Origin of the sequence: Streptomyces winkii (assembly GCF_032248595.1) — a bacterium.
In the GTDB taxonomy this organism is placed as follows: domain Bacteria; phylum Actinomycetota; class Actinomycetes; order Streptomycetales; family Streptomycetaceae; genus Streptomyces; species Streptomyces winkii.
In genome coordinates this window covers 138,760-154,503 of record NZ_JASTTH010000005.1, presented here as the reverse complement: position 1 = coordinate 154,503, position 15,744 = coordinate 138,760, and the positions used below count along the sequence as shown (strand labels likewise).

Annotated in this window: 14 protein-coding genes and 1 tRNA gene; 5 read left to right on the top strand and 10 right to left on the bottom strand. The window is 70.6% G+C overall.

Annotated features, from left to right (window positions below; all coding sequences use genetic code 11):
• Positions 1-21: 21 nt before the first annotated feature.
• Positions 22-519 (bottom strand): MarR family transcriptional regulator TamR, encoded by a 498-nt coding sequence (gene tamR, locus QQM67_RS16435; protein WP_314174628.1) that lies wholly within the window; start codon positions 517-519, stop codon positions 22-24.
• Positions 520-545: 26 nt separating this feature from the next.
• On the opposite strand from tamR, the gene QQM67_RS16430 reads away from it, so the two are divergent.
• The 3 genes from QQM67_RS16430 to pip all read left to right on the top strand — a co-directional run bounded on the left by QQM67_RS16430 (position 546) and on the right by pip (position 2,914).
• Positions 546-1,460: a methyltransferase domain-containing protein gene (locus QQM67_RS16430; RefSeq protein WP_314174627.1), complete on the top strand. Its 915-nt coding sequence runs from the start codon at positions 546-548 to the stop codon at positions 1,458-1,460.
• On the top strand, positions 1,457-1,876 hold the full coding sequence (locus QQM67_RS16425) for a VOC family protein (RefSeq protein ID WP_314174626.1): 420 nt from the start codon (positions 1,457-1,459) through the stop codon (positions 1,874-1,876). The genes QQM67_RS16430 and QQM67_RS16425 overlap by 4 nt, the downstream gene beginning before the upstream one ends.
• A gap of 66 nt (positions 1,877-1,942) precedes the next feature.
• Positions 1,943-2,914: a prolyl aminopeptidase gene (gene pip / locus QQM67_RS16420; RefSeq protein WP_314174625.1), complete on the top strand. Its 972-nt coding sequence runs from the start codon at positions 1,943-1,945 to the stop codon at positions 2,912-2,914.
• 49 nt (positions 2,915-2,963) lie between these two features.
• Here pip and QQM67_RS16415 read toward each other — a convergent pair whose 3' ends face one another.
• A complete protein-coding gene (locus QQM67_RS16415) occupies positions 2,964-3,662 on the bottom strand; it encodes a TetR/AcrR family transcriptional regulator (RefSeq protein WP_241058758.1) in 699 nt (232 codons plus the stop codon).
• Complete coding sequence (locus tag QQM67_RS16410; protein ID WP_314174624.1) at positions 3,659-4,669, bottom strand: acyl-CoA desaturase; 1,011 nt, start codon at positions 4,667-4,669, stop codon at positions 3,659-3,661. The genes QQM67_RS16415 and QQM67_RS16410 overlap by 4 nt, the downstream gene beginning before the upstream one ends.
• A gap of 269 nt (positions 4,670-4,938) precedes the next feature.
• Between QQM67_RS16410 and ppc the strand changes: the two genes are divergently transcribed.
• The gene (gene ppc / locus QQM67_RS16405) at positions 4,939-7,734 is read left to right on the top strand and encodes a phosphoenolpyruvate carboxylase (RefSeq protein WP_399066893.1); all 2,796 of its coding nucleotides are present in this window, start codon (positions 4,939-4,941) and stop codon (positions 7,732-7,734) included.
• Positions 7,735-7,870: 136 nt separating this feature from the next.
• Here ppc and QQM67_RS16400 read toward each other — a convergent pair whose 3' ends face one another.
• From QQM67_RS16400 to QQM67_RS16370, 7 genes are all read right to left on the bottom strand, one after another.
• A complete protein-coding gene (locus QQM67_RS16400; RefSeq protein ID WP_314174623.1) occupies positions 7,871-8,416 on the bottom strand; it encodes a hypothetical protein in 546 nt (181 codons plus the stop codon).
• Between the two features lie 150 nt (positions 8,417-8,566).
• A complete protein-coding gene (pth, locus tag QQM67_RS16395) occupies positions 8,567-9,205 on the bottom strand; it encodes an aminoacyl-tRNA hydrolase (protein WP_314174622.1) in 639 nt (212 codons plus the stop codon).
• Between the two features lie 257 nt (positions 9,206-9,462).
• A complete protein-coding gene (locus QQM67_RS16390) occupies positions 9,463-10,071 on the bottom strand; it encodes a 50S ribosomal protein L25/general stress protein Ctc (protein ID WP_314174621.1) in 609 nt (202 codons plus the stop codon).
• A gap of 319 nt (positions 10,072-10,390) precedes the next feature.
• Positions 10,391-11,368: a ribose-phosphate diphosphokinase gene (locus QQM67_RS16385; RefSeq protein ID WP_314174620.1), complete on the bottom strand. Its 978-nt coding sequence runs from the start codon at positions 11,366-11,368 to the stop codon at positions 10,391-10,393.
• Positions 11,369-11,464: 96 nt separating this feature from the next.
• Entirely contained in the window at positions 11,465-12,979 is a 1,515-nt protein-coding gene (glmU, locus tag QQM67_RS16380) for a bifunctional UDP-N-acetylglucosamine diphosphorylase/glucosamine-1-phosphate N-acetyltransferase GlmU (RefSeq protein WP_314174619.1), read from the bottom strand.
• 125 nt (positions 12,980-13,104) lie between these two features.
• A tRNA-Gln gene (locus QQM67_RS16375) sits at positions 13,105-13,175 on the bottom strand.
• Positions 13,176-13,877: a hypothetical protein gene (locus tag QQM67_RS16370; protein WP_314174618.1), complete on the bottom strand. Its 702-nt coding sequence runs from the start codon at positions 13,875-13,877 to the stop codon at positions 13,176-13,178. It lies immediately after the preceding tRNA gene.
• Positions 13,878-14,073: 196 nt separating this feature from the next.
• Between QQM67_RS16370 and QQM67_RS16365 the strand changes: the two genes are divergently transcribed.
• Positions 14,074-15,594 carry a histidine kinase gene (locus QQM67_RS16365; protein ID WP_314174617.1) on the top strand — a complete coding sequence of 507 codons (1,521 nt, stop codon included), beginning with the start codon at positions 14,074-14,076 and terminating at the stop codon, positions 15,592-15,594.
• Positions 15,595-15,744: the final 150 nt, after the last annotated feature.

Genomic DNA, 15,744 nt, shown 5'->3' with positions numbered 1-15,744 from the left:
CGGACGGCCGCGGCGGGCCCGTCAGCCGGGGATGTTGTCGAAGGGAGCGGTCAACTGGCGCAGCAGCGAGGCGAGTTCGGCCCGCTGCGCGGAGGAGAGCTCGGCGAGGATCGCACGCTCCTGGGCGAGCAGCCCGGCAAGCGCGCTGTCGGCGCGGTCGCGGCCCTCGACGGTGAGCCGCACCAGCACACCGCGCCTGTCGCTCGGGTCGGGCAGGCGCTCGACGAGGCCCTTCTTCGCGAGCCGGTCGATACGGTTCGTCATCGTCCCCGAGGTCACCAGCGTCTGCGTGAGAAGCTGCCCGGGCGAGAGCTGATACGGCGTACCGGCGCGGCGCAGCGCGGTGAGGACGTCGAACTCCCAAGGTTCCAGGTTGTGTTCGGAGAACGCGATCCGGCGCGCGCGATCGAGGTGCCGCGCGAGTCTGCTGACGCGGCTGAGCACCTCCAACGGTTCCACGTCGAGGTCCGGGCGCTCGCGGCGCCAGGCTGCCACCAGTCGGTCGACCTCGTCCTCCATGTGATCAGTGTAGTAGTTGTGTCGACATGAAGTCTCTTGACATCGAGATATACGGGGTGGAGGCTGCCGCCATGACGTCACCCGTGTGGGATCCGCATCAGTACGAACGGCACTCCGGGCACCGCAGCCGCCCGATCGCCGACCTGCTCTCCCGCGTGCCCCCGCTGCCGCATGAGAAGGCGCCGCGCATCGCCGACCTGGGCTGCGGACCCGGCGGGCCGTCCCTGCTGCTCGCCGAGCGCTGGCCGGGCGCGCACATCACCGGCTACGACAACTCGCCGGCCATGCTGCACGAAGCCCGCGCCCACGCCGGAAAGACCTCCGCCGGCGGCACGCTCGAATTCACCCACGCCGACCTCTCCACCTGGCGCCCCGCGAGCGACGAGCGGTTCGACCTGATCTTCTCCAACGCGGCACTCCACTGGGTTCTCCCGCCCGACGGCAACGGAAGGGCCCCCGGTACCGGCGGAGCTCCCGGCCACACCGCCCTCTTCCCGGCCTGGGTCCGGGCCCTGCCGCCGGGCGGCGTCTTCGCCTTCCAGGTCCCGGGCAACTTCGACGCCCCGAGCCACGCACTGCTGCTGGAGCTGCGCAACTCACCGCGGTGGCGCGAGCGTCTGGGCACCGAGTCCCGCATCGGCTCCGTCCTCGATCCGGCCGACTACCTCGCCGAACTGGAGTCGCTGGGCTGTGACACCGACGCCTGGGAGACCACGTACGCACATCTGCTGCACGGCGAGGACGCCGTACTGGACTGGCTCATGGGCACGGGACTGCGCCCCGTACTGACGCTGCTCGCCGACGACCCCGAGGCGCGGTCGGCCTTCCTCGACGAGTACGGGCGGTTGCTGCGCGAGGCCTATCCGCCGCTGGGCGGTGACCCCGCGCGCGGGATCGTCATGCCCTTCCGGCGCGTCTTCGCCGTGGCGGTCAAGCGATGACGGACGCCGCGCCGGAACCCGCGCCCGGTTCCGCTCCCCGCATCGACGCGCTGGACCACGTCCAACTCGCCGCCCCTGCCGGGTCGGAGGACACACTGCGCGCGTACTACGGCGGCGTCCTCGGCATGATGGAGATCCCCAAGCCGCCGGTGCTCGCCGCGCGCGGCGGCTGCTGGTTCGCGGCCGGTTCCGTCGTCCTGCACCTGGGGGTCGAGGCGGACTTCCGCCCCGCCAGGAAGGCACACCCCGGCATCCGCGTGCGCGGCATCGAGGCCTTCGCCGCGCGCCTCGCGGGCCACGGAGCACAGGTGGTCTGGGACGCCGACCTCCCCGGCCACCGCCGCTTCTACTCGTACGACCCGGTCGGCAACCGCCTGGAGTTCCTGGAGCCCCAACTCGCTGAGCCGGCCCCGTAATTCGATTGCCCGCACTTCCCGCCGTCCGTAGGGTGCCGCTTCGCCCACGCCGGAAGGGACGCCCGCATGAGCACGCTCTACCCGCCCGTCGAGCCCTACGACCAGGGGATGCTCGACGTCGGCGACGGCGACCGCGTCCACTGGGAGGTGTGCGGCAACCCAGAAGGCAAGCCCGCACTCGTCGTCCACGGAGGCCCCGGTTCGGGCTGCGGCACGATCGCGCGCCGCCGGTTCGACCCCGACCGCTACAAGGTCGTCCTCTTCGACCAGCGCGGATGCGGACGCAGCACTCCGCACGCCGCCGACCCGTCCACCGGCATGGGCCACAACACCACCGCGCATCTGATCGCCGACATGGAGCGGCTCCGTGAACACCTGGGCATCCGGCGGTGGTTGCTCTTCGGGGGCTCCTGGGGCTCGACGCTGATCCTCGCCTACGCCCAGAGGAACCCGGCCCGCGTCTCGCAGATCGTGATCCCCGCCGTCACGACCACCCGCCGGTCCGAGATCGACTGGCTCTACCGGGGCGCCGGCCGCTTCTTCCCCGAGGAGTGGCACCGCTTCGCGGAGGCCGTGCCCGAAGCGGACGCCGAGGGCGGCGTCCCCGCGATCCTCGCGGCGTACGCGCGCCGCATGGAGGACCCCGATCCGGACGTACGGGCCCGAGCCGCCGACGAGTGGTGCCGCTGGGAGGACACGGTGCTCTCCATGGAGACCACCGCCGGCGCCCCGAAGACCTACGGGGACCGGCCGACGGCCGCCCGGCACGCCCTCGTGCGTATCGCCGCGCACTACTTCTCGAACGGCGCCTGGCTGGAAGAGGGAGCGCTCATCCGGGACGCGGGACGCCTCGCCGGCATCCCCGGCGTCCTCATCCACGGGCGCTTCGACATAGGGGGCCCGCTCGGCACCGCGTGGGAACTGGCCCGGGGCTGGCCCGGCGCGCGTCTCGTCGTCGTCGAGGACGCGGGCCATCTGGGCAGCGAGGCGATGAGCCGCGAGATCCGCGCCGCGCTCGACGGCTTCGCCTCCCGCTGAGAGCTTCCGCTGACCGCCCCCGAGGAGGCGCGGCCGTGACGTCGCCGTCTCAGCTGCGGCGGTGACCTATGAGACGCGGCCTGGCCTCCAGCCCGTCCAGGCCGTGCCACGCCAAGTTGACGAGATGCGCGGCGACTTCGGCCTTCTTCGGCTTGCGGACGTTCAGCCACCACTGCCCGGTCAGGGCCACCATGCCGACCAGCGCCTGCGCGTACAGGGGGGAGAGCTTCGGGTCGAAGCCGCGGGACTTGAACTCGCGGCCGAGGATGTCCTCGACCTGCGTGGCGATGTCGCTGATCAGCGACGCGAAGTTGCCCGTCGACTGCGCGACCGGCGAATCGCGGACGAGGATGCGGAACCCGTCGGTGTAGACGTCGATGTAGTCCAGCAGCGCGAACGCCGCCTGCTCCAGCAGCTCCCGCGGGTGCCCGCCCGTGAGGGCACCCGTCACCATGTCCAGGAGCTGCCGCATCTCCCGGTCGATGACGACCGCGTAGAGACCTTCCTTGCCGCCGAAGTGCTCGTACACCACCGGTTTGGAGACGCCCGCCTTCGCCGCGATCTCCTCGACGGACGTGCCCTCGAAGCCGCGTTCGGCGAAGAGGGCACGTCCGATGTCGAGCAGCTGCTCGCGGCGCTCCTTGCCGCTCATCCGGCGACGCGCTGCGCGCTTCTCCTTCTTGGCGGCCCTGGCCGCCCCTCTTGCGGGTTTGGCGGTGCTGTCATCGGTCGGCACAGACTCCATCATGCCGCTTGGCGGGACGCCTCCTTGCGGCGGGAGTCGATACGCGAACGGGCCGGCCAGCGCACGTCGTACGCCCACCCCGTCAGCTCCAGCCAGCGGATGATGCGGGCACTGGAGTCGAGCTGGCCCTTCTCCACACCGTGCCGCGCGCTCGTCGGGTCGGCGTGGTGCAGGTTGTGCCACGACTCACCGCACGAGAGGACCGCGAGCCACCACACGTTGCCCGACTTGTCGCGGGACTTGAAGGGCCGCTTGCCCACCGCGTGGCAGATGGAGTTGATGGACCAGGTGACGTGGTGCAGCAGCGCGACCCGTACGAGAGAGCCCCAGAAGAACGCCGTCAGCGCGCCCTGCCAGGACATCGTCGCCAGACCGCCGATCGCGGCGGGCAGCAGCAGCGAGACCGTCGTCCACAGCACGAACTGGCGCGAGACGGCACGGACCGCCGGGTCCTTGATCAGGTCGGGTGCGTACTTGTGCTGCGGCGTCTGCTCCTCGTCGAACATCCAGCCGACGTGCGCCCACCACAGGCCCTTCATCAGGGCGGGGACGGTCTCGCCGTAGCGCCACGGCGAATGCGGGTCGCCCTCGGCGTCGGAGAACTTGTGGTGCTTGCGGTGGTCGGCGACCCAGCGCACCACCGGACCCTCGACGGCCAGGGAGCCCAGGATCGCCAGCGCGATGCGCAGCGGCCGCTTCGCCTTGAACGAGCCGTGCGTGAAGTACCGGTGGAAGCCGATCGTGATGCCGTGGCAGCCGATGAAGTACATCGCCGTGAGCAGACCCAGGTCGAGCCAGCTCACCCCCCAGCCCCACATCAGCGGCACCGCCGCGAGCAGCGCCAGGAAGGGGACCACGATGAAGCCGAGCAGCGCGATCTGCTCGACCGAGCGGCGCTTCTCGCCGCCCAGCGTCGCGGACTCGGCGACGGGGGAGCCTGAGGCGTCGGAAGCGGTTTTCTTCTGGGCGTCGGGGGAGCTGTCGAGTACGTCCGGGGGGCTGGTGGTCATAGATGTCCCTTGTCAGAGCGGTAAGGGGCTTCGGCGTCGTGCACTTTTCGCTTCTCGTGCCCACGCAAGTCCTACGGAACCGTAACCTACGGCGTCGTAAGTATGGCAGCCCTCACCGGCGTATCAAGGGGGGCGTGAGGGAGGCGGGGCCATGCTCACCCATCGGACGGCACGCCGGTCGGGAAGCCGCCCGCGCATATCCTGGGAACCGTCGGACAGCGCGGTCCGTGACCTGCCCGAAGCAAATGCCGCCGCAAGGAGCCGCACCTGTGAGCAGTGCCGATGTGAGCCGTGCCGAGACCCGCCAGCACCCGGGCGGAAACGGGTCCGAGGCCGGCGACGGGACCGACGCCGCCGAAACCGAATCGACCAGCGCCCTGCGCGCCGACATCCGGCGCCTCGGCGACCTGCTCGGCGAGACCCTCGTACGGCAGGAAGGCGCCGAGTTGCTCGACCTCGTCGAACGCGTACGGGCCCTGACCCGCAGCGACGGTGAGGCCGCGGCCGCGCTGCTGGGCAGGACCGACCTGGAGACCGCCACCAAGCTCGTGCGGGCCTTCTCGACGTACTTCCACCTGGCCAACGTCACCGAGCAGGTGCACCGCGGCCGCGAGCTGCGCGCCCGCCGCTCCGCCGAGGGCGGCAACCTCTCCCGCACCGCCGACATGCTCAAGGACGCCGACCCCGCCCATCTGGCCGAGACCGTACGGAACCTCGGCGTGCGGCCCGTGTTCACGGCGCACCCCACCGAGGCCGCCCGGCGCTCCGTCCTCACCAAGCTCCGCAAGATCGCCGAACTGCTGGAGCACACCGATGCCGAGGACAGGCGCCGCACCGACCTGCGCCTCGCCGAGAACGTCGACCTCGTCTGGCAGACCGACGAGCTGCGCGTCGCACGCCCCGAGCCCGCCGACGAGGCCCGCAACGCCGTCTACTACCTGGACGAGCTGCACCGCGGCGCCGTCGGCGACGTGCTGGAGGACCTCGCCGCCGAGCTCGACCGCGCCGGCGCGCCCCTGCCCACCGGCAGCCGGCCCCTCACGTTCGGCACCTGGATCGGCGGCGACCGCGACGGCAACCCCAACGTCACGCCCGACGTGACCTGGGAGGTGCTGCTGCTCCAGCACGAGCACGGCATCGCCGACGCCCTCGAACACGTCGACGAGCTGCGCGGCGCCCTGTCCAACTCCATCCGCAACAGCGGCGCCACCACCGAACTCCTCGACTCCCTGAGCCGCGACCTGGAGCGGCTGCCCGAGATCAGCCCCCGCTACAAGCGCCTCAACGCCGAGGAGCCGTACCGCCTCAAGGCCACCTGCATCCGGCAGAAGCTCCTCAACACGCGCGACCGGCTCGCCTCCGGCTCGGACCACGCCCCCGGACGCGACTACCTGGGTACGGCCCAACTCGTCGACGACCTGATGCTGTTGCAGACGTCGCTGCGCGCACACCGCGGCGAACTCGTCGCCGACGGACGCCTGGAGCGCGTGCTGCGCACGCTGGCCGCCTTCGGCCTCCAGCTGGCCACCATGGACGTACGGGAGCACGCCGACGCCCACCACCACGCCCTCGGCCAGCTCTTCGACCGCCTCGGCGAGGAGTCCTGGCGCTACATCGACATGCCCCGCGACTACCGGCAGCGGCTGCTGGCCAAGGAGTTGCGCTCCCGGCGACCCCTCTCGCCCTCGCCGGCGCCCCTGGACGCGGCGGGCGCGAAGACCCTCGGCGTCTTCACCACCGTCCGCAAGGCGCTGGAGACGTTCGGGCCGGAGGTCATCGAGTCGTACATCATCTCCATGTGCCAGGGCGCGGACGACGTGTTCGCAGCGGCCGTGCTCGCCCGCGAGGCCGGGCTGATCGATCTGCACGCCGGCTGGGCCGACATCGGCATCGTCCCGCTGCTGGAGACCACGGACGAGCTGAAGATCGCCGACGAACTCCTCGACGCGATGCTCTCCGACCCCTCCTACCGCAAGCTCGTCTCGCTCCGCGGCGACCTCCAGGAGGTCATGCTCGGCTACTCCGACTCCTCCAAGTTCGGCGGCATCACGACCTCCCAGTGGGAGATCCACCGCGCACAGCGGCGGCTGCGCGACGTCGCGCACCGGCACGGCGTGCGGCTGCGCCTCTTCCACGGCCGCGGCGGCACCGTCGGCCGCGGCGGCGGCCCCACGCACGACGCGATCCTCGCCCAGCCCTGGGGCACTTTGGAGGGTGAGATCAAGGTCACAGAGCAGGGCGAAGTCATCTCCGACAAGTACCTCGTGCCGTCGCTGGCGCGGGAGAACCTGGAGCTGACCGTCGCCGCCACGCTCCAGGCGTCCGCGCTGCACACCGCGCCCCGCCAGTCCGACGAGGCGCTCGCCCGCTGGGACGCCGCCATGGACACCGTCTCCGACGCGGCACACGGCGCGTACCGTCGCCTCGTCGAAGACCCCGACCTGCCCGCGTACTTCTTCGCCTCGACGCCCGTCGACCAGCTCGCCGAACTCCACCTGGGCTCCCGGCCCTCACGGCGTCCCGACAGCGGCGCCGGCCTCGACGGACTGCGCGCCATCCCCTGGGTGTTCGGCTGGACGCAGTCCCGGCAGATCGTGCCCGGCTGGTACGGCGTCGGCACCGGGCTGAAGGCCGCCCGCGAGGCCGGGCTCGGCGGCGTACTCGAAGAGGCCCACGAGCACTGGCACTTCTTCCGGAACTTCCTCGCCAACGTCGAGATGACGCTCGCCAAGACCGATCTGCGCATCGCTCAGCACTACGTCGACACCCTCGTGCCGGACGGCCTCAAGCACGTCTTCGAGGCCATCCGCGCCGAACACGACCTGACCGTACGGGAAGTGCTGAGCATCACCGGAGAACGCGAACTGCTCGACGCCAGCCCCGTGTTGAAGCAGACCTTCGCCATCCGCGACGCCTACCTCGACCCGCTCTCCTACCTCCAGGTGACGCTGCTGCACCGGCAGCGCGCCGCCGCCGAACGCGGAGAGGAACCCGACCAGATGCTCAGCCGTGCGCTGCTGCTGACCGTCAACGGCGTCGCGGCCGGGCTGCGCAACACCGGCTGACGGGACGGGCCTCCGGCCTCCGGGACGCCTGGAGGCCGCGAACTGCGGCGCCGCGGCGGACACTTCGCCGCGGCGCCGTCGGCGTCTGCCGCCTTGTGCGTCTTCGTTTCCGGCGCGAGCCGTACCCGGGCCCGGCTCAGAACGTCAGCAGCGCCCAGGAAGCACCCACCAGCGCCACACCCAGCAGCCCCAGCGTCACCGCCGTCCGCTTCATCCGCATCCCGCCGAGGACGACCACCGCCGCGAGGATCAGCGAACCCCCGAACGGCACCGCACCGTAGAGCGCACCCGAGGGCCCCGTCCGTACGACCTCCTTCGTACCGGGACGCAACGCCACCTGGAGCCGCTCGCCGACCGTGCCCGAGACGGGCTCCGCGACCGTCACCTTCCGCACCTGCGAACTGCCGCCCGTGGTGGGGATGAACGTTCCGGCGCACCGTTCCTCGGTGCACTTCGCGACCCGCATCGTCCCCCGCACCTCACCGGTCAGCGCGGGCCCCGCCGTCTGCCACGACGTCCACCCGCCGGCGACGAGCAGCAGCAGCGCGACCAGAGTCAGAACGATGTTGCGCGCCAGCAGCAGCATCCCGAACATGCTCTCCCCGGCCCGGCGAGTACGGCTGCGCTTGGCGCGTCTGATGTTGACTGTGCTCGTCGTGCCGGTGCTCGTCGAGGAGGACATGGCCGAGATCCTTGGGCAAACCGCCCGGAGGGTCAACCTCCGCATCCTGCTTGGACGGTAAAAGGCGGATGCGCCCGGCTCCTCCCCGGAAGCACTACTCCACATCCGGGCCCTGCACGCGGAATCAGGGGCGGAACCCCCGCGCGGGCCTTACGAGTTGTACGTGCTCTGCGCCCGCTCCAGACCGTCCAGCACCAGCGACTCCACCGCGTCCGCTGCCCGGTCCGCGAAGTAGTCCAGCTCCTTGCGCTCCGCCGCGGAGAAGTCCTTCAGCACGTAGTCCGCCACCGGCATACGGCCCGGCGGCCGCCCCACACCGAACCGCACCCGGAAATACCCCGGACCCAGCGACTTCGTCAGCGACTTCAGCCCGTTGTGGCCGTTGTCGCCGCCGCCCTTCTTCAGACGCAGCACGCCGAAGCCGATGTCCAGCTCGTCGTGCACCACCACGATCCGGTCCACCGGCACCTTGTAGAAGTCCCGCAGCGCCGTCACCGGACCGCCGGAGAGATTCATGTACGTCATCGGCTGGGCGAGCACCGCCCGGCAGCCCGACGCCGACCCCGGCGCCCCGAACCGGCCCTCCAGCACCCGGGAACGCGACTTGTGCGCCTTGAACTTCCCGCCCATGCGGTCGGCCAGCAGATCCGTGACCATGAAGCCGATGTTGTGCCGGTTGCCCGCATAGCCCGGGCCCGGATTGCCCAGCCCCACGACCAGCCAGGGCCCCGACGGGCCGCCGCCCGCGCCCGTACCGCCAGCGCCACCCGTACCGGCAACAGTCGTCATCACAGGGGTCCTTCAGGAATCGGTGTACGGCGGTAGCCGTCGTCAGGGGTCGGGGAGTCGGGAGTCGGGAGTTGGAAGTTGGAAGTTGGAAGTGGATTACGAGGCGGGAGTACCCGGTCGGGAACTGGGAGCCGGGAGCCGGGAGTACGGCGCTGGGCCGCGCCGCGGCGGCAGTGCAACGACCGCCGCCGCGCTCACCCGGCCCGAGCAGCCAGGGAACGCGGCGGCAGCCGGAGAGCCGACCCGGAAGAACCGGATCACTCAGGGGCGACCTCGCTCGGGGCCTCCTCCTCGGCCTCGGCGGCCTCCTCGGCGGAGGGCTCCTCGGCCTGGGCGGCCAGCACCTGGATCACGACGTCGTCCTCCTCGACGGTCAGCGTCGTGCCCTTCGGCAGCTCGATCTGGCCCGCGGTGACCGAGTCACCCGCGTCCAGGCCCTCGACGGAGACCGTGACCGACTCCGGAATGTGCGTGGCCTCGGCCTCGACCGGCAGCGCGTTCAGCACGTGCTCCAGCAGGTTCTGCCCGGGAGCCAGCTCGCCCTCGACGTGGATCGGGATGTCCACGTTGACCTTCTCGCCGCGGCGCACGACCAGCAGGTCCGCGTGGACCAGGAAGCCGCGGATCGCCTCACGCTGCACGGCCTTCGGAATGACCAGCTGCTTCTTGCCCTCGACGTCCAGGTGGATCAGGACGTTCGGCGTCTTCAGCGCCATCATCATGTCGTAGCTGGGCAGCGCCACGTGGACCGGGTCCTCACCGTGGCCGTAGATCACCGCGGGGATCTTCTCCTCGCGGCGCAGACGACGGGCAGCGCCCTTGCCGAACTCGGAACGGATGCTCGCGGAAAGATTGACGTCAGCCATGCTGCGCTCCTCGCACTCGAAACGGATCCCGCATCTGGGGTGTCACTCGGTCCGTCCACGACAGACCGGCCACGCCGCAGAGCCGACCGCGGACGGAAACTCCGCGGGGACCCTGGCGAAGAGCGCGCGTCGATAACGGATGAGCCGGACCGTGCGACCAGCGCACGAACACGGCCTCCCTCGCCGAGCGACACCGGGAGTGTACGCGGCGAGAAAGGCCGTGCGGAAATCGATCACCCAGGGACGGAAGCCCCTCGGGCTCACAAAACCGCCCCAACTCCCCGAGCGCGGCCCCGGATCTCAGGAGCCGCCCGCGCCCTCAGGCCTGCTCGTCGAAGAGGCTCGTCACCGAACCGTCCTCGAACACCTCGCGCACCGCACGGGCGATCGTCGGCGCCATCGACAGCACCGTGATCTTGTCCAGATCCTGCTCGCCCGGCGTCGGCAGCGTATTGGTGAAGACGAACTCACTCACCTTCGAGTTCTTCAACCGGTCCGCCGCCGGGCCCGACAGCACACCGTGCGTCGCCGTCACGATGACGTCCTCCGCACCGTTCGCGAACAGCGCGTCCGCGGCCGCACAGATCGTGCCGCCCGTATCGATCATGTCGTCCACCAGGACGCACACGCGGCCCTCGACGTCGCCGACCACCTCGTGCACCGTCACCTGGTTCGCCACCTCCGGATCGCGGCGCTTGTGCACGATCGCCAGCGGCGCACCCAGCCGGTCCGCCCACCGGTCCGCCACCCGGACGCGGCCCGCGTCCGGCGAGACCACCGTCAGCTTGTTCCGGTCCACCTGCTCGCCCACATAGTCCGCGAGAACCGGCAACGCGAAAAGATGATCCACCGGACCGTCGAAGAACCCCTGAATCTGATCCGTGTGCAGATCCACCGTGAGAATCCGGTCCGCACCCGCCGTCTGAAGCAGATCCGCCATCAGCCGCGCCGAAATGGGCTCACGCCCACGGTGCTTCTTGTCCTGACGCGCATAGCCGTAGAACGGCACGATCACCGTGATGCTGCGAGCCGAAGCACGCTTCAAAGCATCGATCATGATCAGCTGCTCCATGATCGACTTATTGATCGGAGCCGTGTGGCTCTGCATCAGAAAGCAGTCGGCACCACGCGCCGACTCCCGGAAACGGACGTAGATCTCGCCGTTCGCGAAGTCGAAAGTCTTGGTCGGGACAACACCGATACCCAGCTGATCCGCGACCTCCTCCGCAAGCTCGGGGTGGGCGCGGCCGGAGAAGAGCATCAACTTCTTCTCGCCGGTCGTCTTGATCCCGGTCACTGCACCGTCTCCTTGAGTTCCGCGGGGCGTGCGTGCCTCTTAACCGTACGCCCCGGCCCACGGCCACGCGCACCCGGCAGGAGGCGTCCCCGCTCGTCAACCACCCAGCGGGCCCTCGGCGCCCTTCACATCACGCGCTCCGGCGGCGCCCGGGCCGGCTCCCTCGGCGGCCTCCCCGGCGGCGCCCTCCGCCGCCCGAGCCGACGCACTGCCCGGCCTCTTACGCGCCACCCACCCCGCGATATTGCGCTGTTGACCACGCGCCACCGCCAGCGAACCCGGCGGCACATCCTTCGTGATCACCGAACCCGCCGCCGTATAGGCACCGTCCCCGACGGTGACAGGCGCCACGAACATGTTGTCCGCACCCGTCTTGCAGTGTGAACCGATAGACGTGCGGTGCTTGTTCTCACCGTCGTAATTCACAAACACAGACGCAGCACCGATGTTGGAGTGCTCACCGACCGAAGCGTCACCCACGTACGACAGATGCGGCACCTTCGAACCCTCGCCGATCTCCGCGTTCTTGATCTCGACGAAGCTCCCCGCCTTCACCTTCACACCCAGCTTCGTGCCAGGCCGCAAATACGTGAACGGGCCCACCTTCGCGCCCGGACCGATCTCCGCACCAGAGGCCACCGTGTTGCTCACCGAAGCGCCCGCGCCCACGGCCGTATCCGACAGCTGTGAATTCGGTCCCACCTCACAGCCCTCTGCCAGATGCGTCGAACCCGTCAACTGCGTGCCCGGAAGCACCGTCACGTCCTGCTCGTACGACACCGACACGTCCAGCCACGTCGACCCCGGATCGACGACCGTCACGCCCGCGAGCATCGCCCGCTCCAGCAGACGCGCGTTGAGCAGCCGCCGCGCCTCCGCGAGCTGCACACGGTTGTTGATCCCGAGGATCTCCTGGTGGTCCCCCGCCACCGAAGCCCCCACCCGGTGCCCCGCGCTGCGCAGAATGCCGAGCACGTCCGTCAGATACTCCTCGCCCTGGCTGTTGTCCGTACGCACCTTGCCGAGCGCGTCCGTCAGCAGCTGCGCGTCGAACGCGAACACACCCGAGTTGATCTCCGTGAGGGCACGCTGCGCCGGCGTCGCGTCCTTGTGCTCGACGATCGCCGTCACCGCGCCGCTGTCCGGATCGCGCACGATGCGGCCGTAGCCCGTCGAGTCGGGCACCTGGGCCGTCAGCACCGTGACCGCGTTGCCCTCCGCCTCGTGCGTCCCGGCCAGCGCCCGCAGCGTCTCCCCGGTCAGCAGCGGGGTGTCGCCGCAGGTGACGACCACGGTGCCGTCGAGCGCCACGCCGCTGCGCGACAGCTCCTCCAGAGCCATGCGGACCGCGTGACCGGTGCCGTTCTGCTCGTGCTGGACCGCCGTACGCACCTCCGCGTCCACCTCCGAGAGGTGCGCGGTCACCTGCTCGCGGGCATGGCCGACCACGACGACCAGATGCTCGGGGGAGAGGCTGCGGGACGCGGCGACGACATGGCCGAGCAGGGAACGGCCACAGATCTCGTGCAGAACCTTGGCCGTCGCCGACTTCATACGGGTGCCCTCACCCGCTGCGAGTACGACGACGGCTGCCGGGCGGTTGGCGCTCACGGGGTGTGCCCTTCGGCTACGGGGTCAGGGGGAACACCCGCAGGATACCGGTGGGTTACCGAGGGCTTGAGCTCCGGACACAGCGGGGGCTCTGACCTCGGGGAGGCGAGGATTCGAACCTTGAGCTCCCGGGGGAGGATTCGAACCCCCATCATTGGATCCAAAATCCAAGGACTTGCCCTTAGTCGACCCGGGATCAATCTATGCCCGAATTGCCCCTCTCGGGGTCTCGGGCTCCACATACTATGCCCGACCACCAGCCCTCGATGCGACGGTATAGATCGGCGCCTTGCAGAACCCGGACCACGAGGCAGCCTCGGTAGCCGGCCCCTACATTCTTACGGACCGTCTTCGGGTTGTGCCGCTTGAGGGTCGTCTTCCCGAACGCGCCCGGATCGGCTCCGGCAAGATCCGCCCAGTAGCGTTCCGCGGCCTTCACGTCAGCCGATTCGTGGATCATCACCGAGAACCGCAAGCGGTCAGGCGCGACCTTCAGCAAGGCCAGCCAGGCGAGATACACGCGGATCATGTCGGAATCGCTGTTGACGAAGGTGACGACTTCGCTGGGCCGGTGGGGCTTGCACTTCGTCCCCTCCGCCCAGTAGACGCCGACGCCCAGTACGAACAGGTCCCGCTCGGTCAGGCGGCCGAACGCGCGGCGCGCGTGCTCGGTGGTGTGCCTGCGGGTCAGCTCGCGTTCGCGGCGGAACGGCTCCCACCTGGCCTGAGCCATCCTGCGAGCGTGCTCGACGGAACGCCTGGGCGTGGGCAGATCCCGTACCCACAGGGACACCGAGCTCTTCGCCACTCCCAGCTCCGCCACGATCTCGTCGTACGTCTTTCCCGCGTGCCGCAGCTCCCGCGCGCGGGCCTTGAGTTCTGATTTCGGTCGCACCATGTCGGCAGCTTTCGCCAACTCCGTGCCGAGTGCGGCGGAATCAGGTGCTATTCGCCAGTTCGAGTGGGGAACGGGCGTTGCCCTTGCGCGTGACGACTGTGCTTGCTGTGGCCGGAATGTTGGGTTCCGGCGACGGAGTGTTCGGTTCCTGTACGAGCCGGAAAAGAGCTTGGCACCCGGTCGTACGCTGGTCGGTATGACCGAGACGGGGGAGAGGCGGACCGTCGGCGGGCCATGGTGGTGGACGCGCCGGCGGAGCGCCGTGCTGGACATCATTCTCGGCCTGGTATCCGCCGTGGAGTGCGCCGTGCAGGGCGTGGGGTTCGCGGACGAGGCGGGGCTGCCCGCCGCGTCCGGGGTCGCTCTCGGGCTGGTCGCCGGGTCGACGCTGGTGCTGCGGCGGCGGTGGCCGATCGCGGTGGTGCTGGTGTCGATCGCGCTGTCGCCCGCGGAGATGGGGTATCTGCTCGGCTTCGTCGGGCTCTACAGCCTCGCGGTCGCCGCGAACGTGCCGCGCCGGATCACGGTGCTGCTCACGGGGATGCAGGCGGCCGCCGCCGTGGTCATCACGGTGATACGGATGCATCAGAGCATCGGCCAGGACGCCGGGTTCAACCCTCCGGCGTGGTTCATCCCGCTGATGTCCGTCGTGGTCGCGATCGGGCTGACGGCGCCGCCGGTGCTGATGGGCTTGTACGTGGGTGCGCGCCGGCGTCTCGTGGAGTCGCTGCGGGAGCGGGCGGACGGTCTGGAGCGTGAGTTGGCGCTGCTGGCGGACCGGGCGGAGGAGCGTGCGGAGTGGGCGCGCAGCGAGGAGCGGACGCGGATCGCCCGTGAGATGCACGACGTGGTGGCGCACCGGGTGAGCCTGATGGTCGTGCACGCGGCCGCGTTGCAGGCGGTGGCTCTGCGGGATCCGGAGAAGGCTTCGAAGAACGCCGCGCTCGTGGGGGACATGGGGCGGCAGGCGCTGAACGAGCTGCGGACGATGCTGGGGGTGCTGCGTTCCCCGGAGGGCGGGCCGGAGGAGTCCGTTTCCGGGGGTGCGTCGGTGCGGCTGGCGGAGTTCGCGGTGGCCGCGGCGGGGTCGGCGAAGGACGACGCGGGCGGGCGCGAGTCCGGGCGGGAGTCCGGGCGGGAGCCGCGGGAACCGGCGGCCGGTGCCGCGGCGCCGGCGGGCGGCTCCGCTCAGGCGGCTGCGGCCGGTTCGGCGGGTACGGCGGGTACGGCGGCGAAGACGGGTGCGGCCGGTGCGGCCGGCCTGTCCGGCGGTGCGGCGGAGGACCGTGGCGCGGCCGAGGGGCCGTCGCTGTCGGAACTGGATGTGCTGGTGGGGCAGTCGCGGGAGGCGGGGATGTCCGTCGACTTCTCGGTGGACGGTTCGTCGCCCGGCTACGGGGCGCGGGTTGAGCAGACGGCGTTCCGTGTGGTGCAGGAGGCCCTGACGAACGTCCACAAGCATGCGCCCGGTGCCCGTACGAGGGTGCGGCTCGCGCACCGCGAGGGGGAGGTCGCGGTGCAGGTGGAGAACGAGCGCCCCGTGGACGGCGACGGTGCGGCGGCAGCTGGGCTGCCGAGCGGCGGCAACGGGCTGGTGGGGATGGAGGAGCGCGTCACGGCGCTCGGCGGCGGCTTCGTGTCCGGGCCTACGGCTGTGGGGGGCTTCCGGGTGTCGGCGGTGATTCCGGCGCGGCGGTCGGAGTCCGCGGGGTCTTGAGGGGCTGGCGCCTGCCCGCGGTGGCGGGCCGTGGCGCTGTCGGCTCTGTTGCCGCCGGGTGCCGCCCCGCGCGGTCTGTCAGGCGGTCTCCGTCGGTACGGACGGGGTCAGGCGGTCTCCGTCGTACGGACCGGGTCGGGTGGACGGCGG